General features: G+C 70.3%; 21 protein-coding genes. 10 read left to right on the top strand and 11 right to left on the bottom strand.

The features are described 5' to 3' along the window. Positions 1-199: 199 nt before the first annotated feature. Positions 200-2,293 (bottom strand): 3-hydroxyacyl-CoA dehydrogenase NAD-binding domain-containing protein, encoded by a 2,094-nt coding sequence (locus ACGFNU_RS26770; RefSeq protein WP_392597835.1) that lies wholly within the window; start codon positions 2,291-2,293, stop codon positions 200-202. Positions 2,294-2,396: 103 nt separating this feature from the next. Next, entirely contained in the window at positions 2,397-3,599 is a 1,203-nt protein-coding gene (locus tag ACGFNU_RS26765; protein WP_392597833.1) for a thiolase family protein, read from the bottom strand. A 368-nt stretch (positions 3,600-3,967) separates the two neighbouring features. On the opposite strand from ACGFNU_RS26765, the gene ACGFNU_RS26760 reads away from it, so the two are divergent. Beyond that, positions 3,968-6,097, top strand: coding sequence for an AMP-binding protein (locus ACGFNU_RS26760; protein WP_392597831.1), 2,130 nt, complete (start codon positions 3,968-3,970; stop codon positions 6,095-6,097). On the opposite strand, the gene ACGFNU_RS26755 is transcribed toward ACGFNU_RS26760, so the two are convergent. The 3 genes from ACGFNU_RS26755 to ACGFNU_RS26745 all read right to left on the bottom strand — a co-directional run bounded on the left by ACGFNU_RS26755 (position 6,045) and on the right by ACGFNU_RS26745 (position 8,658). Then, positions 6,045-7,289: a sensor histidine kinase gene (locus tag ACGFNU_RS26755; protein WP_392597829.1), complete on the bottom strand. Its 1,245-nt coding sequence runs from the start codon at positions 7,287-7,289 to the stop codon at positions 6,045-6,047. The genes ACGFNU_RS26760 and ACGFNU_RS26755 overlap by 53 nt on opposite strands. Beyond that, the gene (locus ACGFNU_RS26750; RefSeq protein ID WP_392597827.1) at positions 7,286-7,939 is read right to left on the bottom strand and encodes a response regulator transcription factor; all 654 of its coding nucleotides are present in this window, start codon (positions 7,937-7,939) and stop codon (positions 7,286-7,288) included. Before ACGFNU_RS26750 ends, ACGFNU_RS26755 begins: the two co-directional genes overlap by 4 nt. A gap of 104 nt (positions 7,940-8,043) precedes the next feature. Continuing rightward, a complete protein-coding gene (locus ACGFNU_RS26745) occupies positions 8,044-8,658 on the bottom strand; it encodes a TetR/AcrR family transcriptional regulator (protein WP_392597826.1) in 615 nt (204 codons plus the stop codon). 57 nt (positions 8,659-8,715) lie between these two features. Between ACGFNU_RS26745 and ACGFNU_RS26740 the strand changes: the two genes are divergently transcribed. Further along, positions 8,716-9,204 carry a hypothetical protein gene (locus tag ACGFNU_RS26740; RefSeq protein ID WP_392597824.1) on the top strand — a complete coding sequence of 163 codons (489 nt, stop codon included), beginning with the start codon at positions 8,716-8,718 and terminating at the stop codon, positions 9,202-9,204. A 12-nt stretch (positions 9,205-9,216) separates the two neighbouring features. Next, positions 9,217-10,428: a cytochrome P450 gene (locus ACGFNU_RS26735; protein ID WP_392597822.1), complete on the top strand. Its 1,212-nt coding sequence runs from the start codon at positions 9,217-9,219 to the stop codon at positions 10,426-10,428. On the opposite strand, the gene ACGFNU_RS26730 is transcribed toward ACGFNU_RS26735, so the two are convergent. Next, entirely contained in the window at positions 10,425-11,219 is a 795-nt protein-coding gene (locus ACGFNU_RS26730; protein ID WP_392597820.1) for an SDR family NAD(P)-dependent oxidoreductase, read from the bottom strand. The genes ACGFNU_RS26735 and ACGFNU_RS26730 overlap by 4 nt on opposite strands. A gap of 258 nt (positions 11,220-11,477) precedes the next feature. On the opposite strand from ACGFNU_RS26730, the gene ACGFNU_RS26725 reads away from it, so the two are divergent. The 6 genes from ACGFNU_RS26725 (at position 11,478) to ACGFNU_RS26700 (ending at position 17,289) form a co-directional block, all read left to right on the top strand. Further along, the gene (locus ACGFNU_RS26725) at positions 11,478-12,788 is read left to right on the top strand and encodes a helix-turn-helix domain-containing protein (RefSeq protein WP_392597819.1); all 1,311 of its coding nucleotides are present in this window, start codon (positions 11,478-11,480) and stop codon (positions 12,786-12,788) included. A 440-nt stretch (positions 12,789-13,228) separates the two neighbouring features. Then, positions 13,229-13,720: a hypothetical protein gene (locus ACGFNU_RS26720; protein WP_392597818.1), complete on the top strand. Its 492-nt coding sequence runs from the start codon at positions 13,229-13,231 to the stop codon at positions 13,718-13,720. 8 nt (positions 13,721-13,728) lie between these two features. Beyond that, a complete protein-coding gene (locus tag ACGFNU_RS26715) occupies positions 13,729-14,754 on the top strand; it encodes a peptidoglycan-binding protein (RefSeq protein WP_392597817.1) in 1,026 nt (341 codons plus the stop codon). Then, positions 14,751-15,431 (top strand): ABC transporter ATP-binding protein, encoded by a 681-nt coding sequence (locus ACGFNU_RS26710; RefSeq protein WP_392597816.1) that lies wholly within the window; start codon positions 14,751-14,753, stop codon positions 15,429-15,431. The genes ACGFNU_RS26715 and ACGFNU_RS26710 overlap by 4 nt, the downstream gene beginning before the upstream one ends. Then, positions 15,428-16,618, top strand: coding sequence for an ABC transporter permease (locus tag ACGFNU_RS26705; protein ID WP_392597814.1), 1,191 nt, complete (start codon positions 15,428-15,430; stop codon positions 16,616-16,618). Before ACGFNU_RS26710 ends, ACGFNU_RS26705 begins: the two co-directional genes overlap by 4 nt. Before the next feature lie 308 nt (positions 16,619-16,926). Further along, complete coding sequence (locus ACGFNU_RS26700) at positions 16,927-17,289, top strand: hypothetical protein (RefSeq protein WP_392597812.1); 363 nt, start codon at positions 16,927-16,929, stop codon at positions 17,287-17,289. Between the two features lie 7 nt (positions 17,290-17,296). On the opposite strand, the gene efeU is transcribed toward ACGFNU_RS26700, so the two are convergent. The 4 genes from efeU to ACGFNU_RS26680 all read right to left on the bottom strand — a co-directional run bounded on the left by efeU (position 17,297) and on the right by ACGFNU_RS26680 (position 20,918). After that, positions 17,297-18,157 carry an iron uptake transporter permease EfeU gene (gene efeU / locus ACGFNU_RS26695; RefSeq protein ID WP_392597811.1) on the bottom strand — a complete coding sequence of 287 codons (861 nt, stop codon included), beginning with the start codon at positions 18,155-18,157 and terminating at the stop codon, positions 17,297-17,299. Positions 18,158-18,339: 182 nt separating this feature from the next. Further along, entirely contained in the window at positions 18,340-19,623 is a 1,284-nt protein-coding gene (locus ACGFNU_RS26690; protein WP_392598803.1) for an HRDC domain-containing protein, read from the bottom strand. Between the two features lie 283 nt (positions 19,624-19,906). Further along, complete coding sequence (locus ACGFNU_RS26685) at positions 19,907-20,488, bottom strand: DUF3000 domain-containing protein (protein ID WP_392597810.1); 582 nt, start codon at positions 20,486-20,488, stop codon at positions 19,907-19,909. Between the two features lie 232 nt (positions 20,489-20,720). Next, the gene (locus tag ACGFNU_RS26680; RefSeq protein ID WP_392597808.1) at positions 20,721-20,918 is read right to left on the bottom strand and encodes a hypothetical protein; all 198 of its coding nucleotides are present in this window, start codon (positions 20,916-20,918) and stop codon (positions 20,721-20,723) included. 377 nt (positions 20,919-21,295) lie between these two features. Between ACGFNU_RS26680 and hemE the strand changes: the two genes are divergently transcribed. Then, positions 21,296-22,306, top strand: coding sequence for a uroporphyrinogen decarboxylase (gene hemE / locus ACGFNU_RS26675; RefSeq protein ID WP_392598801.1), 1,011 nt, complete (start codon positions 21,296-21,298; stop codon positions 22,304-22,306). A 16-nt stretch (positions 22,307-22,322) separates the two neighbouring features. On the opposite strand, the gene ACGFNU_RS26670 is transcribed toward hemE, so the two are convergent. Then, entirely contained in the window at positions 22,323-23,249 is a 927-nt protein-coding gene (locus tag ACGFNU_RS26670; protein ID WP_392597806.1) for a DUF4349 domain-containing protein, read from the bottom strand. Between the last annotated feature and the right edge of the window lie 34 nt (positions 23,250-23,283).

Here is a 23,283-nt window from a genome sequence, read left to right as displayed (position 1 = left end):
GGTGACACGACGGAGGGATCATCACCCCTTCCGGACGGCCGAAACGCGCTCCTGCCCGTTATGTCCCGGAAGCGCGAAATCTGGCGCACCCAAAAAGCCATGCCCCAAGGGGCGCACCCGAAAGGCGCACCAAGAGGGACGCAACCGAAAGAGGCGCCCCGAACGCTCGGGACGCCTCTTCGCTGGTGCGTGACGCTTGTCAGTTCGGCAGGCTGGCGACGCCCGGGTCCAGGAAGCGGGTGCCGTTGACCTTGTCAGCGACGCCGCTGCGGTCCAGGTACGGCGTGATGCCGCCCAGGTGGAACGGCCAGCCGGCGCCGAGGATCATGCACAGGTCGATGTCCTGCGCGGCCTGCACCACGCCCTCGTCGAGCATGAGCTTGATCTCCTCGGCGAGCGCCGCGAGCGCGCGCTCCAGGACCTGCTCCTCGGTCGAGGGGCTGGTGCCGCCGCCGAAGATCGCTACAGCGTCCGGGTCGAGGGTGAAGTCGGGCTGGTAGACGCCCTTCTTCCCGGCCGCGACGAACTTGGCGAACTTCTCCGAGAGCGGGAAGCGCTCGGGGAACGCGCCGTGCAGCGTCTCGTTCACGTGCAGCGCGATCGCCGGGCCGACCAGGCCCATCAGCACGAACGGCGGCATCGGCAGGCCCAGCGGCGCGGCGGCGCGCTCGGCCACCTCGATCGGGGTGCCCTCGTCCACCGTCTGGATGATCTCGGCCATCAGGCGCAGCAGGACGCGGTTGACCACGAACGCCGGGGCGTCCTTGACCAGCACGCACGACTTCTTCAGTTGCCTGCCGACCGCGAACGCGGTGGCCAGCGCCGCGTCGTCGGTCTGCTCGCCGCGGACGATCTCCAGCAGCGGCAGCACCGCGACCGGGTTGAAGAAATGGAAGCCCACGACCCGCTCGGGGTGCTCGAGGTGCGCGCCCATCTCCGACACCGACAGCGAGGAGGTGTTGGTCGCCAGCACGCACTCGGGGGAGACGTGCTCCTCCAGCTCGGCGAACACCTTCTGCTTGATGGACATCTCCTCGAAGACCGCCTCGATGACGAAGTCGGCGTCGGCGAAGGCGTCCTTGGTGAGGGAGCCGCTGATCAGCGCCTTGAGGCGGTTGGCCTTGTCGGCGGACACCCGGCCCTTGGCGAGCAGCTTGTCGATCTCGCCGTGGGTGTAGGCGACGCCCTTGTCGAGGCGTTCCTGGTCGAGGTCGGTCAGCACGACCGGCACTTCGAGGCGGCGGGCGAACAGCAGCGCGAGCTGCCCGGCCATCAGGCCCGCGCCGACGACGCCGACCTTGGTGACCTTGCGGGCGAGGGCCTTGTCCGGGGCGCCGGCGGGCCGCTTGGCGCGCTTCTGCGTGAGGTCGAACGCGTACAGGCCGGCGCGCAGCTCGTCGCTCATGATGAGGTCGGCCAGCGCCTCGTCCTCGGCGGCGAAGCCCTCGTCGCGCGAACGGTCCTTGGCGGCGGCGACGAGGTCCAGCGCGCGGACGTAGGACGGCGCGGCGCCGTGGAGCTTGCCCTCGACGTTCCAGCGGGCGAGCGCGATCGCGTCGTCCCAGGCCTTGCCCTTGTCGACCTCGGGGCGCTTGACCTCGATCGCGCCGGTGAGCACGCGGGCCGTCCAGGCGAGCGACTCCTCCAGGAAGTCGGCGGCCTCGAAGATCGCGTCGGCGATGCCGAGCTCGTAGGCCTGCGCGCCCTTGAGCATGCGGTTCTGCGCGAGCGGGTTGTCGATGACGACCTTGAGGGCCTTCTCCGCGCCGATGAGGTTCGGCAGCAGGTAGGTGCCGCCCCAGCCGGGCACGAGGCCGAGGAACGCCTCGGGCAGCGCCAGCGCGGGCACACCCGCGGAGATGGTGCGGTACGAGCAGTGCAGCGCGATCTCGACGCCGCCGCCCATCGCCGCGCCGTTCACGTACGCGAACGACGGGACGTCGAGCTCGCCGAGGCGGCGGAAGACGTCGTGGCCGAGCTTGCCGATGGCGAGGGCGTCCTCGCGCTTCTGGACGAGCGGCACCCCCTTGAGGTCGGCGCCGACCGCGAAGATGAACGGCTTGCCGGTCACGCCGACGGCCACGATGTCGTCGCGCGCGGCGACGGCGTCGATGGCCTCGTTCAGCTCGGTCAGGCCGTTCGGGCCGAAGGTGCTCGGCTTGGTGTGGTCGAAGCCGTTGTCGAGCGTGATCAGCGCCAGCGTGCCCGCCCCGAGGGGGAGCGCGACGTCGCGTACCCGCGCGTGCGTGACGACCTCGTCCGCGAAGATGTCCTTGATGTGGGCCCTGCTCATTTTGCCTCGCTCCGCTCGGCGCCTCGCGTGCGCTTCTTCGCGACGTCTTCCCTCGCCGCTCGTTCCTCGCTCCTCAGTCCAGACGTCGCGCGCCCGCTCAGGCTCACTTGGCGCCTTCCCAGTTCACGTTCTCCCAGAGCACGGTGCCGCCCATGCCCATGCCGACGCACATCGTGGTCAGGCCGTAGCGGACGTCGGTGCGCTCCTCGAACTGCCGCGCCAGCTGGTTCATCAGGCGCACGCCCGAGGAGGCCAGCGGGTGGCCGAACGCGATCGCGCCGCCCCACGGGTTCACGCGGGCGTCGTCGTCAGCGATCTTGAAGTGCTCCAGGAACGCGAGCACCTGCACGGCGAACGCCTCGTTGATCTCGATGAGGCCGATGTCGTCCATGGTCAGGGAGTTGCGGGCGAGCAGCTCCTCGGTGGCCGGCACCGGGCCGACGCCCATGACCTCGGGCTCCACGCCGGCGAACGAGAAGTCGATCAGGCGCATCTTCGGGGTGAGGCCGAGCTCGCGGGCCACGTCCTCGGCGACCATCAGGCACGCGGTCGCGCCGTCGTTGAGGCCGGCGGCGTTGCCCGCGGTCACGTTGCCGTGCACGCGGAACGGGGTCTTGAGCTTGGCCAGGTCGGCCGGCGTCGTACCGGGGCGCGGCGGCTCGTCCTCGGTGGCGAGGCCCCACCCCTTCTCGCCGGAGCGGATCGCGGTCGGCACGAGGTCCGGCTGGATCTTGCCGGCGGCGTACGCGGCGGCGACCTTCTGCTGGCTGCGCACCGCGTAGGCGTCGGCGCGGTCCTTGGTGATCTGCGGGAACCGGTCGTGCAGGTTCTCCGCCGTCGAGCCCATGACCAGCGCGGACGGGTCGACGAGCTTGTCGGCGAGGAACCGCGGGTTCGGGTCGATGCCCTCGCCCATCGGGTGCCGGCCCATGTGCTCGACGCCGCCCGCGATGGCCACGTCGTACGAGCCGAAGGAGATGCCCGCGCCGGTGTTGGCGACGGCGGTCATCGCGCCCGCGCACATCCGGTCGATGGCGTACCCGGGGACCGACTTGGGCAGGCCCGCCAGCACGGCGGCGGACCGGCCGATGGTCAGGCCCTGGTCGCCGGTCTGGGTGGTGGCGGCGATCGCGACCTCGTCGACCCGCTCGGGCGGCAGCGACGGGTTGCGGCGCATCAGCTCGCGGATGGCGCGGACGACCATGTCGTCGGCGCGGGTCTCCGCGTACAGGCCCTTGGGGCCCGCCTTGCCGAACGGCGTGCGGACACCGTCGACGAACACGACGTCGCGTGCGGTACGGGGCACGGGTCGTCCTCCCTTGATGGCTCTACGGCTGGACCGCCGGATCGTGGATCCGGCTGCCGGGTTGCGGCGGTCGGGTGGAGTTGAGCCTCGTACCGCCAGGCCCTGGCGGCCCTTGCCGGGCCGGAGCCCTGCCGGGTCGTGGCGGCCCTGGCGGTACGAGTACCCACGCCATCGATGCTACTCGTTGGTAACCCCTAATACTACTCGTCAGTAACCACTGACGAGTTAGTCATGCCCGGGCGTGCCCTTGTTCACCTACGGACCCGTAGGTACCGTGACCGGAAGGTCAGTGTCCCTTCGGGGGGACGGCCCCGCGCAGGGAACACAGCCCCCCGGCCGGCTTCGCCGGATTCGGGGAGGAGGATGCGGTGGTCCACGCCAGGCCCGTCTATCGCCCTGGACCCCTGCGGCGGATCGGGCACATCCGCGATCTCACCGCGCTCCTGACGCGCACCGGGCTGCTCTTCAGCGGCGAGCCGCAGCGCGCGCTCCACCAGCTCGGCCTGCTCCGCCTGTGGGGTACGACGCTGGCCGGCCTCATCGTCGCCAACGCCGCCCGCAGCCCCGACCGCACCGCCGTGATCGACGAGCAGGGCCTCCTGACGTTCGCCGAGCTCGACGACCGGACCACCCGGCTCGCCGTCGGCCTGCCCCTGGACGGCCCGCGGCCCCGCGTCGGCGTGCTCTGCCGCAACCACCGCGGCCTGGTCGAGACGCTGGTCGCCTGCAGCAAGCGCGGCGTCGAGGTCGTCCTGCTCAACACGGGATTCGGCGCCGGGCAACTGCGCAACGTGCTGAGCGAGCTGCGGATGGATCTGATCGTCGCCGACGCCGAGTTCGCCCCGCTGCTGGCCGGCTCCCCGCAGGCCCTCCGCCGCGTGGTGGTGTGGGCCGACCGGCCCGGCGACCCGGCCGGCGCCGGCCGGACGATCGAGCAGATCGTGAACACCAACCCGGCGCCCAAGCTGCGGCCACCGCAGATCAACAGCCGGACGATCGTGCTCAGCTCCGGCACCACCGGCCGCCCCAAGGGCGCCCGCCGGCCCCCTCGGCCAGGGCTGTGGCCGCTGGCGTCGATGGCCTCGCGCATCCCGCTGCGGGCCCGCCAGACGATGATCGTCGAGGCGCCGCTCTTCCACACCTGGGGATACGCGGCGCTGCAGATGGCCTGGGGCCTGCGCGCGCCCATCGTGCTGCGGCGCCGGTTCGACGCCGAGGGGACGCTGCGCGCGATCGCCGGCCATCGCGAGGTCGTCGTCTTCGCGGTGCCGATCATGCTCCAGCGCATCATGGACCTGCCCGAAGAGGTCCGGCGAAGGTACGACACGTCCTCGCTGCGCATCGTGGCGCTGTCGGGCGCGGCGCTGCCGGGGGAGCTGGGCACCCGCTTCATGGACGCGTTCGGCGACGTCCTCTACAACGTCTACGGCTCGACCGAGGCGTCCTGGGTGTCGATCGCGACCCCGCGCGACCTGCGCAAAGACCCGCGCACCGCGGGCCGGCCCCCGCGCAACACCCGCCTCGTCATCCTGAACGACCACGACCGCCCGGCCGGGAGGTCGACGATCGGGCGGATCTTCGCGGCCAACGAGCTGCTGTTCGAGGGCTACACGGGCGGCGAGCCGACCGAGGTGCGGGACGGCCTCATGTCGACCGGCGACCTGGGGCACATCGACCACCGCGGGCTGCTCTTCGTGGACGGCCGCGTCGACGGCATGGTGGTGTCGGGCGGCGAGAACGTGGTGCCGCGCGACGTCGAGGACGCCCTCCTCGAGCTGCCCGGCATCCACGAGGTCGCGGTGATCGGAGTGCCGGACGACGAGTGGGGCCAGCGTCTCGCCGCCTACGTCGTGCGGAGGCCCGGCGCGGACGTGACCCGGGAGGCCATCCGTTCCTACGTCCACACCCAGGTCGCGCGCTACGCCGTGCCGCGCGACGTGCACTTCCTCGCCGAGCTGCCCCGCAACGCGACGGGCAAGGTAGTCCACCGCTGGCTGACCGCCTCCCCCCGCACCCCGACCCGCATCGCCACCCCGCCCCCGCCTCCCGCCCAGCCCGCCGACGAACAACCAGCGAACACCGAAGCCCAACCGGCCGCAGACCAGAGGCTGAGCGCCCCGGGTCAGGCGAGCGCCGAACATCAACTGGGCGCCCAGGATCACGCGAGCGCCCAGGGACAGGCAGGAGCACAGGGAGAGGCGAGTGGTCCGGATGAAGGGAGCGGTGCATATCAGCTGGGCGCCGAACATCAGCTGGGCGCCGGGCATCGGCTGGGCGCTCTGGGCGGTGCTGGCGGCGATCATCAGGCGACTGCCGAGGGTCGGGCGAGCGCTCAGGGTCGGGTGGACGCCGAGGATCCGGTGCTCTTCGAGGGGCGGGTGAGCTGGCCGTCGGCTTGGCCGCCGCCGCCCGTCGCCGAGGCGATGCCGCTGGCCGCGCCGTACGTCAGCGAGCCGGCGGAAGAGCAGCCGCAGGGGCCGCAGGCAGCCGCACAGTGATCGCTAGTCCGCCGTCCGGGCGGGGCACGGTGTCGATCGTTCCGCCGTGCGCGTGCACCACCGCGCGCACGATCGACAGGCCGAGCCCGGCGCCGCCGGCGGAGCCGATGCGGTCGGTGCCCAGGCGCCGGAACGGTTCGTAGATCGTGGCGATCTCGTAGGAGGGGACCGGCCGGCCGGTGTTCTCCACCCGCAGCATCACCTGATCGCGCCGCCGCCAGGTCCTGACCCAGACCCGGCCACCGGAGACGTTGTACTTCAGCGCGTTCTCCAGCAGATTGACCGCGCACCGCTCCAGCAGCACCGGGTCGCCGATCGTCGTCGCGGGCGAGATTTCCACGGTCACGTCCACGTCCGTCTCGCCGGCGAGGTCGTCCAGCTGGTCGACCGCGCTGCGCACCACGTCCTCGAGCGGTGTCGGCGCCGGTGCGTTCAGCTCGCGTTCGGACCGCGCCAGCAGCAGCAGGCCGTTGATCAGTCGTTCGTGCCGCGCCGTGTTGCCCAGCAGGACATCGGCCAGCGCCTTGGTCTCCGGAGGGTTCTTGCGGCTCGCGATCGCGACCTCCAGCACCGTCCGGTTGATCGTCAGCGGGGTGCGCAGCTCGTGCGACGCGTTCGCCACGAAGCGCCGCTGGGCGTCGAACGCGCGATGCAGCCGGTCGAGCATCCGGTCGAACGTGTCGGCCAGGTCCTTGATCTCGTCCTGGGGTCCGGTCAGCGCGATCCGTTCGTGCAGGTTGCTCTCGGACAATCGCCGCGCGGTCGCGGTCACCGTGTGGATCGGACGCAGCGTCCGTCCCGCCACCAGGTAGCCGATCCCGACGCCGAGCACCCCCAGGACGAGCAACGTGAACAGCGAACTCTGCAACATCTGCTGCAGCACGTCCTGCTTCTGCTCCTGAAGCCGGTTCTCTACCTCGGCCTGGATTTCGGTGCGCGCGCTGAGGAGCTTCTGCCACTGCTGCGAGGGCGGCAGCTGGTTCAGCCCCTGCAGGGAGGCGATCGCCGGGGTCTGCGTCTGGAACCTCGCGTTGAACCGCTGGTCCATGGCCTTGACCGTCTGCAGGTACGTCACGCCGACCAGCACCGTTGAGGTCACTAGGAACAACGTCCCGTACACGAGGGTCAGCCGCGCCCGCACGCTCAGCCGCGGCGGCTCAGCCGACCGCGCCCACCTCCGGAGCCGCGTCACAGCCGGTACCCCGAGCCCGTCACCGTCTCGATGACCGCGGGTTCGCCCAGCTTCTTGCGCAGGGTGGCCATCGTCACCCGCACGATGTTGCTGAACGGGTCGATGTTCTCGTCCCAGGCCCGGTCGAGCAGCCGTTCCGCGCTCACGACGCCCCCGCCGGCCCTGAGCAGTTCCTCCAGCACGGTGAACTCCTTCTTGGTGAGCTTGAGCTCCCGCCCGTCCCGTTCGACCGTGTGCCGGTACGGGTCGAGCCTGATCCCGGCCTTCTCCAGCACCGGCGGGACGGGCGGCACCGACCGGCGGGACAGCGCCCGGACCCGCGCGACCAGCTCGCTGAAGACGAACGGCTTGGACAGGTAGTCGTCGGCGCCCATGCGGAGCCCGTCCACCCGTTCCTCGACCTCACCGGCGGCCGTCAGCATCAGGATCCGCCCGGCGCCCCGCCCGGCCACCAGCTCGCGGCACACGTCGTCGCCGTGGACGGTGGGCAGGTCGCGGTCCAGCACGATCACGTCGTACTCGATGTACGAGGCCCGCTCCAGGGCGACGTCGCCGTCGTACACCACGTCCACGGCCATGGCCTCCTCGCGGAGCCCGTCCGCGATCGTGTCCGCGAGCAGCCGCTCGTCCTCGACGATCAACACCCGCATGCTGCGCCACCCCCTGCCGCCACGCTCCAGCCAGGAGCATGCACGGCGAGGCGTTAAACCCCGATAAGCCGGTGGTCACCGGCCTGCCTGAGCTGGCATGTGAATCAGCTGGGACGGGGGGTGCGGGAACTGTTGAGGAGGTGGCGGATGACGCGGGCGTATTCGTCGCGGACGCGGGGCTTGTCCTCTGGGGAGGCCTCGGCGAGGGCCATTCCGGCGGCGCCGAGGATGTGGAAGGTGATGCGGGACACCGGTTCGAGGGGGAGGGACGGGAGGTCGCCGCTCTCTCTCAACGCCTGGATCATCTGCTCGATGAGGCCGTAGGCGTACTTCTCCTCGCATTCGCGCCAGCGCTGCCAGCCCATCGCGATGGGGGCCTCCTGCCAGACGATGCGGCCGTAGACGGGGTCGCAGGAGCCGTCGAGGAACTGCTCCATGGCGCCCATCGCGGATAGCCACGGGTCGGTCTCGCCGGCGGCGACCTCGACCACCTGGCGGATCATCTCGGTCTCCAGCGCGTCGAACACGGCCTCGAACAGGGCGGTCTTGTTGGGGAAGTGGTGGTAGACCGCGCCGCGGGTCGCCCGGATGTCGGTGGCGACGTCCTCCAGGGACGTCTTGGCGAAGCCTCGCTCGGCGAAGCGGCGGGTGGCCGCGTCGAGCAGTGCGGCCCTCGTCTCGTCCGAGTACTGCTCACGCCTGCTCTTGACACGTGACATGCGATGAGTATACGAACATACACAGCGTATGTCTCCAACGCGAAGTAGGTATTCACAATGTCGTGGAGCCGCACACACCGCCGCCACCAGCTCGTCCACGAGGTGCTGGCGGACATCGGCACCGATGGCCGTCCGGAGATCCCGGTATGGCGGCAAGCAGAGGTGGACGCCGAGTTCGGCGGTCTCGGGCAGTTTCTGGTCCAGGTCCAGGTCCGCTGGTACCGGGCCTTCGACGCACGTCTCGACGCCCTGCTCGAAGCCTGGCCGCAGGATCCGCCGGCCGCACTCGACGAGCTCTGGCTGGGGCTTTCGGACACCATGCCGACCGCGAGGCTCCTGCTGGACGCGCACCTCGACCATCCGGCCCTGGAGCCCGTGCACGTTCGACACCAGCTGATGCTGCACGCCGCGACCGGGATCTACCGGAAGCCGGACGACTGGCCCCGGCCCGTACCGCCGCCTCACGCGGACACCGCGCGCCGCGTGACACCCTCCGCACGCCGGCAGCGCATGATCCAGCCCTGCCGGTGGATCTCCGCCTTCTGAGGAGGCAACCCGATGACAGAGATGGAAACGGCGTTCAACCCGTTCGAGCCCGGCTTCACCGACGATCCCTATCCGGCCTACCGCCGGCTGCGCGAACACGATCCGGTGCAGGACCACCCGCTCGGCTTCTGGGTTTTGAGCGACTACGAGGACGTCGTCGCGTTGCTGCGCGCCGGGCATTCGGTCGACTCGCGGCTGAGCACCGGCGAGGGCGCGGCGCAGGAGCAGTACGCCCTGCTGGAACGCGACGGCCTCAACGTGCTCAACCTGTCCATGCTCGACCGCGACCCGCCGGACCACACGCGCCTGCGCTCCCTGGTGTCCAAGGTGTTCACGCCGCGCTCGATCGCGGCGCTCGAACCCGAGGTGACCGGGCTCGTGGACGCGTCGCTCGACCGCATCGCGGCGGCGGGCCAAGTCGACCTGGTGGAGGAACTGGCGTTCCCGCTGCCGTTCGCGGTGATCTCCAACATGCTCGGCATGCCGCCCACCGACCACGTCCGCATCCGCGAGCTGAGCGGCATGCTGGTCCGCTCGCTGGAGCCGGTCTTCGACCCGGAGGCGCTCAAGGAGATCTCCGACGCGGGCACGGAGATGACCGGGGTCATCCGCGAGCTGATCGAGTGGAAGCGCGCCCATCCCGCGGACGATCTCCTCAGCGCCCTCATCGCCGCCGAGGACGAGGGTGACCGGCTCGACGACGACGAACTGGTCGCGCAGGTGGCCCTCCTCTACGTCGCGGGCCACGAGACGACCGTCAACCTGATCGCCAACGGCACGATCGCGCTGCTGCGCGACCCGAACCAGCTGGCATTGCTGGGCGAACGCCCGGAGCTCACCGCGAACGCCGTGGAGGAGTTCCTGCGGTACGACAGCCCGGTGCAGCAGACGAGGCGGATCATCCTCAAGCCGCACGTCGCTCAGGGGCGCGAGATCCCGGTCGGGGCCTTCGTCATCGCCTGCCTGGCCTCGGCGAACCGGGACGAGAAGTTCTGGGGGCCGGACGCCGGCAAGCTCAGGATCGATCGTGAGAACGCCCGGCAGCATGTGGCGTTCAGCGTCGGCCCGCACCACTGCCTCGGCGCCGCGCTCGCCCGCCTGGAGGGCCGCGTCGCGTTCGAACGACTCGTCAGGCGTTTCCCGGGCCTGGCGTTCGCGGGCGAGGTCGAGTGGAACGGACGCATCAACCTGCGCGGCCCCGCCCGCCTTCCCGTCGCGGTCTAGGGAAGGATCGAGTCCACGTATCCACCGTCGACCCGAAGCGCGCCGCCCGTCGTGGCGGACGCGAACGGCGAGCTGAGATACACCACCATGTTGGCGATCTCCTCGGGTTCGATCAGGCGCTGCAGGAGCGACTGCGGCCGGTGCCGCCGCATGAACTCCCGCTGCGCCTGCTCCCACGGCAGGTCCCGGTCGACGAGCTGGTAGACGAAGTCCTCGACCCCGCCCGTGTGCGTCGGCCCGGCGATGACCGAGTTGACCGTGACGCCCGTCCCCGCGGCCTCCTTGGCGAACCCCCGGGAGACCGCCAGCAACGCCGTCTTGGACATGCCGTAGTGGATCATCTCTGCCGGGACGGCCACCGCGGAGTCGCTGGCGATGTACTGGATCCTGCCCCAGCCCCGATCTCTCATCCCGGGGAGGTAGGCCCTGGTCAGCCGTACCGCCGCGAGCACATTGACCTCGAAGAACCGACGCCACTCCGCGTCGGTGATCTCCAGCGGCGGCCGTGACTCGAAGATCCCCAGATTGTTGACGAGGACGTCCACGTCCGGCAGTGCCTCCAGGAGCCGTCGCGTCCCGTCCTCCGTGGCCAGATCACCCGCGACGGCGACGACCTGAGCCCCCGGAACCTCGGCCCCCAAACGCCCCGCGGCCTCCTCCGTGCTCTCTTCACCGCGCCCATTGACGGCGACCCGAGCCCCCGCCCGCGCCAGCCCAGCCGCGATCGCCGCCCCAATGCCCTGCGTAGACCCAGTGACCAGCGCCGTCTTCCCCGAAAGATCGATCAACATACCCCAGCCCTTCCCCGCCCCCGCCCGCCTACTCAGCCAGATCAGGCCGCCACCCCATCGGCGAGCGCGGAAGCGGCGACACCGTTGGCGGAAAGAGGGTAATCCGGAGGTCTTTCTAATCGAACGATCCTCCAATCGACTTCGCCTCTGTCAATATTGGCGCGGTCCAGAAGACCGCTTCTGGTCTCTTGCGTCGCCAGCCCTTAAAGGGCATCCCCGCACCCGGCATTGTTGTCTGGTTGTGAGGGAGGTGTCGTAGTGGTCTCCGAGAAGGACCCGGAAAGACCCACGCCCCGCCATGCCGCGACTCCTGCCGACTTCGTCGCGGTCATGCGGCAGTTGAAGAGCTGGACGGGGTTGAGCTTTCGCCAGTTGGAAAGACAGGCGGCCCAAGCAGGGGAGGCGTTGCCCCGCACAACCGTGACCTCGGCGTTGTCACGTGACCGCGTACCGCAGGAGCACCTGGTCATAGCCTTCGCGAGAGCTTGTGGTTGCGATGAACAAGAAATAGACGAGTGGGCCGCTGCCCGCCGCCGAATAGCAGCAGCCGAAGCAGCGCCGCCCGTCCAGGACGAACCACAGCCCAGACCAACGCCCCCGCCAGGCTTTGAGCAGAAGGGCTTTGCCGGGAAGCTATGGCACAGGCGCCTGGTCGCCGAGCTGGCCGCGCTCGCGGTGCTGGTCGCCGCCGGTGTGGCGGTGATCCTGCACAACTCGCCGGACGGCCCGACGCAGCGGAAGCCGCTATCCATCACCGACGTCCAGCCGACACCCCTCGAAGCCCTCCAACTCCCGCCCCCCACTGAAGCCCAATTGCGCAGGCCACCAGCCGCCCCGGCCAAGGCGCCCACGGTCCTCTATGTCGGCGATTCGATTGCCACGGAGACGTCCAGCGCGCTGACCTATTTCGTCCACCGCAGCGGCAAGGCGAAGGTCGTCACCAAGGCCCGCACCGGGGCAGCACTGTGCGATTACCTACAGCCCAACCAGCTACCAGCCCAGATAGCAGAAACAAAACCACGCCTAGTCGTCCTGCAGTTCTGGGGGCATTCCTCAACCTGCACTGGCACCGCGGCCCCAGGCAGCGACGAGTACTACGAGCGGTACCACTCCATCGCCCGCCAGACCGCCCAGCAAATCGGCCAGGTGGCAAGCCGCCTGGGCATCCCCCGCCCCCGCATGATCTGGATCCTCCAGGGCCCAGACCGCGCCCGCCCAGAACGCATCCGCCGCCTGAACGAGGAGATCTACCAACCCGTCGCCGACGAATACGGCGACCTGGTATCGGACGCCGGCCAGCAGATCAGCATGGCGGCCAACGTCTACGAGACCGTCCGCGACGGCCGTTACCGGTGGACGGCCTTCCTGCCCTGCGACGAGACCGAGCGGCGCTACGGCCTCTGCACCCACCCACGCGCGTTCGGCGGTGTCACCCAGCTGCACCCCGAGCACGACGCCCACCAGCTCTGCCGCACCACCAGCACCATCCGCGGCCGCTGCACGGTCACCTCACCCGGCGTGATCCGCTACACCACGGCAATCGCCAGAACCATAACCGAATCCCTCTGAGCGCCCATCCCACGATGGGCGCCCGCCAACTCAGCACACAACGGCCCGCGTCAAGGCGCCGCCCCTCCGCAAATACTGGGACTGAACGTCACCCGGTAGACCTTCCCGTCGACGCACCGCCGCCAGCCGATGTTGCTGGTGGCGACGTTGTTCCCGGCCACCCGCCGACCGCGCACGACGTCCACCCAGCGCCCGTTACCCCGACGCTGGATGAACGTCTGAACCGCGACGGCGTCGTTCCCGGGCGTCAGATCCCGGATCGTCCCGCTCCCCTTGATCAGGTTCCGGCGACCGTCAACGCCAGCGGCACCAGCGCGGCGATTCGAAACCCGCCTAGAGCCCTCATGTCGCCGCTACCGGGGGCTAATGCGGGTTTAACCCCTTGGGTTGTCGGATGGCTTCTTGCCGGGGTGTGTGGCCTTGGCGGGAGGAGATCGGCGATGCGGGTTTTGGGGCTGGTGGCCTTGGGGCTTGTTCTGGCGGGCTGTGGGGGTGCGGAGGGGAGCGGCGTCGCTTCGGCTGGAGGGACGGCTGTTTCGGCTTCTCCTTCGGCGTCGCTCTCGGCTGAGGAGGCGGACCTCAAGTTCGCTCAGTGCATGCGGGAGAACGGGGTCAACGTTCCGGATCCGAAGCCCGGAACTGACCGGCGGGACGTCAGGCTCGGTAAGGGGATCGATCGGAGCAAGCTCGAGGGGGCCATGAAGAAGTGCCGGCCCTTCCTTGAGGCGGGCGGGAAGATGCCTGATCTCAAGGACCCCAAGGTGCGGGACGCGATGACCAAGTTCGCGCAGTGCATGCGGCAGAACGGGGTCGACATGCCGGACCCGGGGCCTGACGGGTTCTTCAAGATGCCTACGGGCGTCAGTGAGGAGAAGGCGCGGAAGGCTCGGGAAGCTTGTAGGGGCCTCATGCCGAATGTGGGGCGCAAGTGAGGCGGGTCATGGCGGCGGGGATTGTGGGCGTCGTCGTTGTTGCGGGAGGTGGGCTGGGGTTCGGGCTCAGCCGGGATCGCTCTGAGGCCACGGCGGACGCGAAGGAGTTGGAGACCGCTCAGGTTGTCCGGGGCGATCTTGTGGATAGCGAGAAGGTCGACGGGACGCTCACTTATGAGGATGAGCGCTCTGTTATGGGGGTGACGGGGACCGTTACCAGGGTGCCTGAGGAAGGGAGTGTTGTGCGGCGGGGGAAGGCGCTGCTCAAGGTCGATGGCAAGCCGGTCACTCTTTTCTACGGGAGTGAGCCCATGTATCGGGCTCTCAAGGAGGGGGTGGAGGGGAGTGATGTCGAGCAGTTGGAAAGGAATCTGGAGGTGCTGGGGTATGGCGCGCTGACCGTGGATGAGGAGTTCACGGGGGCTACGGCGGCGGCTGTCGAGGAGTGGCAGGACGATCGGGGGTTGGCGGTCTCCGGGGTTGTTGAGGTCGGGCAGGTCGTTTTTCTGCCGGGGGCCGTGCGCGTCAAGGACGTGAGGGTGGGGGAGGGGCAGAGGGTCGCGGGGCAGGCCGTGATGTCGGTTACCGGCCTTCAAAGAGTTGTGCATGTTGATTTGGAGGCGGAAAAGCAGGACCTCGCGCGGAAGGACGCGAGGGTGGAGGTTGAACTGCCGGACGGAAATGTGGTGCGGGGGCACATTTCCAAGGTGGGGAGCGTCGCGGAGAAGACGGGGTCGGATCAGAACGCCAAGACCACTGTGGACGTGGAGGTCGTCCTGGAGAAGGGCGCCAAGACCGGGCGGTTGGATCAGGCGCCTGTGACGGTGGAGCTGGAGAGCGAGCGGACGAAGGGTGTGCTGTCGGTGCCTGTCGAGGCGCTGCTTGCCTTGAAGGAGGGCGGCTTCGGGGTTGAGGTGGTGGAGGGCGGCGCTCGGCGGGTCGTTGCTGTCACCACCGGGGCGTTCGGGGGCGGCCGGGTGGAGGTTCGCGGCGCCCTCAAGGAAGGCATGAAGGTCGGGGTGCCGGTTTCATGACCATTGTGGAGCTGAGCGGTGTGACCAAGGAGTATCCGGGTGGGGTGGCCGCTCTCAGAGGGGTTGACCTGGTTGTGGAGAGGGGTGAGCTGGCGGCGATCGTGGGGCCTTCGGGGTCGGGCAAGTCCACGTTGCTCCATATGGTCGGGACGCTGGATCGTCCTAGCGCGGGTGTGGTCCGTATTGCCGGGCACGAGGTCGCTGAATTGAGCGATCGGGAGTTGTCGGCGTTGCGGGCAAGGCATATCGGGTTCGTTTTCCAGCAGTTTCACCTGGCGGAGGGCGCCAGCGCGCTTGACAATGTCGCCGATGGGCTTCTGTATTCGGGCGTTCCGTTGAAGGAGCGGAGGACGAGGGCCGGTACCGCGTTGGAGCGGGTCGGGCTGGGGGCGCGGGTTCGGCACCGGCCGAATGAGTTGTCTGGTGGTGAAAGGCAGCGAGTCGCCATTGCGCGGGCTGTCGTCGGCGAGCCGGATTTGCTGCTGGCCGATGAGCCGACGGGGAATCTCGACTCGGCGGCGGGGGAGGGTGTGTTGGAACTGCTCGGTGAGCTGCATCGGAGTGGGACGACTGTCGCCGTTATTACGCACGACATGGAGGTCGCGGCGTGGGCGCCGCGGCGGGTGCGGGTGCGGGACGGGCTGATCGTCGCGGACGAGCGGGCGTACGTCTCATGAGCGGGCTGGCGCCGGCGCGGCTGAACGGGCGGGACGTGGTCCGGGTCGGGCTGGGCGGGCTCAGGGCACGGCCGACGCGGGTGGTGTTGTCGGCGCTGGGGATCGCCATCGGGATCGCCACGATGGTGTCCGTCATCGGGATCTCGTCGTCGAGCAAGGAGGAACTGCTGCGGCGTATCGACCGGCTCGGCACCAATCTGCTGACGGTGTCGCCGGGCGACACGCTCTTCGGCGAGAACGCGAAGCTGCCCGAGAACGCTCCTGAGATGGTCGCGCGGATCGGGCCTGTGACGTCTGTCGGCGCCACGGGAACGGTGGACGCGTCGATGCGGCGTACCGACAGGATCGCGGAGGAAGTGACGAGCGGCATCGCCGTGCAGGCGGCCTCGGGAGACCTGCTGGGCACGTTGAACGTCCGGGTGAGGGCGGGGACGTGGCTGAACGCGGGCACGGGGCGGTATCCGGCGGTGGTGCTGGGGTCGGAGGCGGCGCGCAGGATGGGTTTCGACCGGGTCGGTGGCCAGGTGTGGATCGGCGACCGGTGGTTCGGTGTCATCGGGATCCTGCGGTCGGCCGAGCTGGCGCCCGAGATCGACCGTTCTGCGCTGGTGGGATGGGACGCCGCCGAGAGGTATCTGGGCTTCGACCGGCACCCGACGATGATCTATGAACGGTCGGCGGACGCGGCCGTGGGCGACGTGCGGGACGTCCTAGCCCGGACGGTCAACCCCGAGAAGCCCGAAGAGGTCGAGGTCAGCCGTCCCTCGGACGCGCTGGAGGCCAAGGCGGCGGCGGCCGGCGCGTTCACCAGCCTGCTGCTGGGGCTGGGGGCGGTGGCTCTGCTGGTGGGCGGCGTGGGCGTCGCCAACACGATGGTGATCTCGGTGCTCGAACGGCGGCGCGAGATCGGGCTGCGCCGGTCTCTGGGGGCGACGAGGGGGCAGGTGCGGGTGCAGTTCCTGGCCGAGTCGCTGCTGCTGTCGGCATTCGGCGGTGTTGTGGGTGTGGTGCTCGGCAGCGTCGTCACCGTGGGGTTCGCCGTGTACCGGGGCTGGCCGCCGGTCGTGCCCTCCTGGTCCCTCGGCGGTGCGCTCGTGGCCACCCTCGCCATCGGCACGGTCGCCGGGCTCTACCCCGCGATGCGCGCCGCCCGGCTGGCCCCTACCGCCGCCCTGGCCACCGTCTGAGCCACGCGCCGTCGATGGGCCGCGGGAGGCTCCGCGCGGGGTGTGGAGATCTGCTGCGCGACGGTGGGTGGTCCGCTGCGCGCGGGCGGCCGGTCTGCTGTGCGATGGCGGGCGATTCGCTGCGTGGGGGCGGGCGGTCGCGGATTTTCTGGGACGAGATGGGTGGTCGGCGGGGGCCGCGGGCGGGGGTGGGAGACATGATCGAAAGAGTTGGGGGTTGATTGGCGTGGAGGTCGGCTCCGAGGGGCCCGCCGGGGTAGGTTTTTGCCCAACGAGGACCGTTCCCCGGGGGAGGTGCTTCCGCCGTCATGCCCGTACCACGTCCGCTTCGCGACCGCTGCCGAGAGTTCCTGGGCATCGAGGACGAGATCCGCTACATCTTCCCCGCGTTCAGTTACGGGGGCGGGGCCGGGTTCATCTTCGTGGTCACCGACAGCCAGGTCGCGGTGATCTCGACCGGGGCGCTCAGCCGCACCAAGCCCAGGAGCGTCTGGGGCAGCTATCCCCGCGGCACCCGGATCGGGCCGGTGGAGACCGGCTCGGGGGCGTCGTTCGAGTTCTCGGGCGCCTCGTTCGAGGTCGACGACGAGTACGTGGCGGTGATCAACGCGGCGGACGCGGAGGTCTTCGCGCGCGACAGCCTGCCCCGGGATCCGCTTCCGGACCTCTGAAGGCCGGTCAGGACGAGGCGGTCTCGGTGGCCTTGGCCGGCTTGGGGGAAGGCGTCCCTGTCGGCCGCAGGAAGAGGTACATCACCGGGACGAGGTACGCCGCCCACATGATCAGCTGCAGCCAGGTGATCTGCGGCGTCACGTTCAGGACGCCCTGGAAGACGGTCTGCAGCCAGTCGCCGGCCGAGCCGAAGTGCGCGAAGAACTCGTGCGGCTCCAGCGCGATCGAGTTCAGGCCGGGCAGGACGTCGGCCTCCTGGAGGTCGTGGAAGCCGTAGCCGAAGACCCCGGCGGCGACGACGATCAGGCCCGCGCCGGTCCAGGTGAAGAAGCGCTTGAGGTTGAGCTTGAGCCCGCCGATGTAGAGCAGGTAGCCGAGGACGACCGCGACGGCGAGGCCGGTGAACGCCCCGATGATCGGCTGGGTGGAGCCCTCGGACGAGTTGTTGATGTTGGTCCAGAGGAAGAGCGCGGTCTCCAGGCCCTCGCGGCCGACGGCGAGGAACGCCACCAGCGTGAGGGCGAGCGGGCCGAGCTTGAGCGCGTCCTCCAGCTTGCCCTCGAGGTCGGCCTTGATGTGGCGGGCCGCCGTCCGCATCCAGAAGACCATCCAGGTGACCAGGGCGACCGCGACGATCGACAGCAGGCCGCCGACCAGCTCCTGGGTCTTGAACTGCATCTCGGCCGACGCCGCGCTGAGCGCGATGCCGAACCCGACCGCCAGCGCCACCGCCACCGCGATGCCCGTCCACACGGGGATCAGGGCCCGCCGGTTGCCGGTCTTCACCAGGTAGGCGATGAGGATGCTCACGACCAGGGCGGCTTCGAGCCCCTCCCGCAGGCCGATGAGGAAGTTGCCCAGGAACATGGCTGAGGTCCTCAGGGGGTCGGGCCTCGGGAAGGCCTCCCGGCGGCGAACGGACGCGTCCCGGCCTCACGACGGCGTGCGGACGGTTTGGTAAACCTAACCTAATCCCGTCCATGCCCCGTCGACAGCCCCCCAAAGGGACGACTCGTCATTCAGAGATCATCCCCGGACATTCGCCGCGGTCAGAGGTCGCCCTTGCATTCGAGGCGGACGAACGCCTTGGCCAGCGGCGTGGCGACCAGGTCGACCTGCCACGGCCGGGCGCCGAGCTCGCTGAGGATCGCGGCGATCGCCTCGGGGGTGCTGTCGGCCGGCGGCGTCCACGAGAGGCGGCGGACGGAGTCGGGCTGCAGGAGGTTCTCCGTGGGCATGGTGTGCTCGTCGGCGAGAGCGGCGACGACGGCCTTGGCGGCGGCGAGCCGCTTGGCCGCCTCGGGGTCGCGCTCGGCCCAGCGGTGGGCGGGCGGCGGGCCGTCACCCGGCAGGTTCGACTCCGGGAGGGCCCGATCAGGAAGGCTCCGGGCCTTGGAGACCGCGCGCAGCCAGGCGGTCTGGTGACGGCGGGCGCCCCGGCCCCGCATGGTGGGCAGGGCCTGGAGATCGGCGGGGGACTTGGGCGAGTTGAGCGCGAGCTCGACGATCGCGGCGTCCTGCAGCACCCGGCCGGGCGAGAGGTCGCGTTCCTGGGCGATCCTGTCGCGGGTCTCCCACACCTCGCGCACGACCGCCAGCGAACGGCGGTTGCGGACGCGGTGGATGCCGGACGTGCGGCGCCAGGGGTCGGGGCGCGGCTGCTTGGGCGGCGTGGTGAGGATCGCGGCGAACTCCTCCAGCGCCCACTCCAGCTTGCCGGAGGCCGCCAGCTCGGCGTGGAGCGCGTCCCGCAGCTCGACCAGGAGCTCGACGTCCAGCGCCGCGTACCGCAGCCAGTCTTCGGGGAGCGGACGCGTCGACCAGTCGGCCGCCGAGTGGCCCTTCTCCAGGACGTAGCCCAGCACGTTCTCGACCATCGAGCCCAGCCCGACCCGCGGGTGGCCGAGGAGCCGTCCGGCCAGCTCGGTATCGAACAGGCGGCTCGGCACGATACCGACCTCGGCCAGGCAGGGCAGGTCCTGGTTGGCGGCGTGGAGCACCATCTCGGTGCCGTCGAGCACGGCGCCCAGCTCGGACAGATCGGGCAGCGCGACGGGGTCGATCAGGGCGCTGCCCGCGCCGCGGCGGCGCAGCTGGATGAGGTACGCACGCTGCCCGTAGCGGTAGCCGGAGGCGCGTTCGGCATCGACGGCGACCGGGCCGGTACCGGCGGCGAACGCGGCGATGACACGTTCCAGATCCGCGGCGGTCTCGATGACGGGCGGCACGCCGTCACGCGGCTCCAGCAACGGCACGGCCGCCTCAACGGCCTCGTCTCCGGGCTCGCCCGCCGCGACGGCCGCGTCACCGGAAGCGCCTACCGGGCCACTCACGGTTTCCGAGCCACCCCCGGCTTCCGAGGCGGCGGCCCCGGCGCCGGTCTGTGCCTTCACTCCGCTGGTCTGCGCCTGGGCTGCGACGGGCAGCCCGGCGGAGCCGGCGGGCGCCCCGGGCGTTCCGGGGGCCGTCGGCCTGCCGTCGGCGGACGTATCACCGCCGGGCCCGGTCTCGCCGGACGGGGCCTCCTGGGTGTCGGACACTGCTGCGATCTCCGTGCTCTCGCCTGCCGCCTCGGTTCCGGACGCTGCGCTACCCACGTCCCCTACCGTACGTCGCTCACTTCGACCTTCCGCCCTCACGGTCCGGCAGAGCGCTGATCCCGGTGGGCGGCAGGCCCGCCGTGGTGCACATGACCTCGCACCAGGCGGCCACGTGGCCGATGAGATCTTCGCCGGTCGGAGACCATGACGCGCGCAGTTCGAGCTCGGTCGTGGACGGCTCGTCGCTCTTGTCGCCGAAGCTCTCCGAGACCGCGCGGGTGATCGTTCCGGACACCCCGGCGTACCCGGCGGGCTCCAGCGCCTCCAGCAGCCAGCTCCACGCCACCGAGCCGATCAGCTCGTCGGCGGCGATCTCCGGCTCCAGATCGGCCCGGATGTAGGCCACGATGCGGAACTCGCCGCTCCAGCCGCTGCGGCCCTCCGGGTCGTACAGGACGATCAGGCGGCCCATCGCGACCTCGGAGTCGTCCTCGCGGTAGACGCTGCCGGCTATCGCGGCCGAGTACGGCGCCAGCCGCTGGGGCGCGGGCATGTCCTCCAGTTCGAGTTCGGGACGGAGCTGGGGACCGTCGAGGATCGCCTGCAGCGTGTCGACGGCCCGCTGGAACGGGGGAGGGGTCATGCCAGGACCGGCCATCTGGCGAGCGTAGATCGGAGGACGCGCGGAGCCGGGCGGCGCCACGCCGGGCTCCCCGACGGCGCCCGGCTTTCCGGGCGGTCCGAGGTCGAGGGGGCCTGCGGCGGCGCCTGGCCGGCCGGCGGCGTCACGGCCGGCGGGACCGCCGTGCGACGGCTTTCGAGGCGGGGCGACGGGCGGTGGGGGCGGGGAAGGAGGCACGGCTCAGATTTCGGTTCGTGGGTCACGCCGTTCAGGCGGCCCGCTCGGCGGCGGACGGGGCGTCGTGCTTCGCGGCGCTCTCGAGGGTCGCGGGTGAGGGCACCGGCAGACCGATCAGCATCGCCGTGCCGCAATCCGTGCACATCCGCTCGGGGCAATCGGCGCCGTGCCCGTCCTGGCAGGGCGGCTGCTCGAACAGGCGTTCATCACCGCAGGTGGAGCAGTACAAGGGGGACCTCCCTCGGCTATGACACGGATCACGTTGGCATGAGCCAGGGACAGAATGCGGGACTTCGCTCGGCGTGTCCGGAACTTCGTACCTCCCGGCCGTCCCCCGCGCACGCCACGGCCCCGCTCTCCGACCCCTCTGTGCCGCGATCCGTCGTCCGGACCCGCGCCACGGTATACGTCAGAACCGACGTTGCACGCACATCGCCCGCACTCGGTCTCGCAACGCCCGCGCGCCGGTCTCGCGCTGGCCTTGCGCGTCATGGGCGGGAGGTCTCACCCTGGTGCGTGGCGGCGGTGAGTTCGTGGGACCATCGGCACGTGGCTGTTGACGTTGCTGGTTCGAAGGAAGCCTCCGGTCCGGAGGACAGCGCTTTCGTGCGGGCGTGCCGCCGGTTGCCGGTGCCGCACACCCCCGTCTGGTACATGCGGCAGGCGGGCCGCTCGCTGCCGGAGTACCTGCGGGTGCGCGAGGGCGTGCCGATGCTGGAGGCCTGCGCCCGGCCGGACATGATCGTCGAGATCACGATGCAGCCCGTCCGGCGGTACGGGGTGGACGCGGCGATCTTCTTCAGCGACATCGTCGTGCCGCTCCGGGCCATCGGCGTGGACCTCGACATCAAGCCCGGCGTCGGCCCGGTGATCGCCGACCCGATCCGGGACGAGGCGGCCGTGCGACGGCTGCGCCGGCTGACTCCGGGCGACGTGCCGTTCACCACCGAGGCGATCCGGGGGCTGGTGGGCGAGCTCGGCTCGACGCCGCTGATCGGCTTCGCGGGCGCCCCGTTCACGCTGGCCTCGTACCTCATCGAGGGCGGGCCGTCCAAGAACCACGACCACACCAAGGCCATGATGTACGGCGAGCCGGAGCTGTGGGCCGAGCTCATGGACCGGCTGGCCGACATGACGATCGACTACCTCAAGGTCCAGATCGAGGCGGGCGCGAGCGCGATCCAGCTGTTCGACTCGTGGGTGGGCGCGGTCGGCCCGCAGGACTACCGCGAGTCGGTCCTGCCGCACAGCCGCAAGATCTTCGAGGCGATCGAGTCCCTGGGCGTCCCGCGGATCCACTTCGGCGTGGGCACGGGTGAGCTGCTGGGCCTGATGGGGGAGGCCGGTGCCGACGTCGTCGGCGTCGACTGGCGGGTGCCCCTGGACGAGGCCGTGCATCGTGTGGAGGCCGGTAAGGCGCTGCAGGGCAACCTCGACCCGGCGCTGCTGTTCGCCCCGTGGGAGGTCGTCGAACAGCGGGCCCGCGATGTTCTGGCCCGTGGACGTACGGCCGAGGGCCACATCTTCAACCTCGGCCACGGCGTTCCGCCGTCCACCAACCCCGACGTGCTGGCCCGCCTCACCGACCTCGTCCACGAGGCTTCCGCCGAGCGTTGAGTCAGGCGCAACCTGGCTACGAGGACGAGGGTGATTTCTCCCGCTTCAGACGGTGCCGGAGTGCCAGCGCGCCTGCGGCGACGACGCTCAGCGGGACCAGGAACGGCAGCAGCCAACCGAGGACCAGCAGGAACCCGCTGACGAACGCGGTGAACGCGTCCCATCCGCCCTCAAGCCCGCCCAGGAAACCCTCTCGGGATTTGCTGCTCTTCTGCCCGGCTTTCGGTGCCTCCACGGCGAGCGAGACCGTGGCGAAGCGCGTGCGCTGCTGGAGCGACTTCTGGCGGGCCTGGAGAGCCTCCAGGTCCGCTTGGCGCTGCGAGATCTCCTGCTCCACGTTCATCACCTCGCCGACCGTGCGGGCCTTGTCGAGGAGCTTGCGGAACGAGCCGAGCGTGGCCTGCGCCGAACGGACTCTGCTGTCCACGTCGGCGACCTCGCCGGTGACGTCCTCGGCCTGCTGCCGCAAGGAGAGCTTGGTGCCGAGCTGCCCGGCGAGCTGGTCCAGGACGGCCGGGTAGCGGTCGGCAGGGATCTTGAACGTGATGGTGGCGCCCACCGGCTCGCTCGTGGACGACTCGTTGTCCACGTAGCCGCCCGCCGCCGTGACGAGTTGCTTGGCCCGCGCTGTGGCGGCCTCCACGTTCTTGGCCCGCACCCGCAGGTCCGACTGGTAGATGACGGCCCGGCCGGCCGGGTAGGGCTCGAGCTTCGCGGGATTCGCCCCGTTCGCCTGCCGCTTCTGGGTGCCGGACGAGTCGGAGGCACCCCCGGAGAAACCGGGAGCGCCGGAGGCCTGCGCCGGCTGCGGCGCCGAATTGCGTGCGGACGAGGCGCTTCCCGACTCGTCGGAGGCGTCGCCCGCGCAGCCGGCCAGCAGTCCGCCGGCCAGCAACAGGACGACGGCACACAGCGCGTATCTGGCTCTTGTGACGGTCTGCATGGCGTTTCGACGGTGTGTCGCAGATCACCGTTCC

Origin of the sequence: Spirillospora sp. NPDC048911 (genome assembly GCF_043198015.1) — a bacterium.
In the GTDB taxonomy this organism is placed as follows: Bacteria; Actinomycetota; Actinomycetes; order Streptosporangiales; family Streptosporangiaceae; genus Spirillospora.
This window is presented reverse-complemented; position numbering and strand designations above follow the sequence as displayed.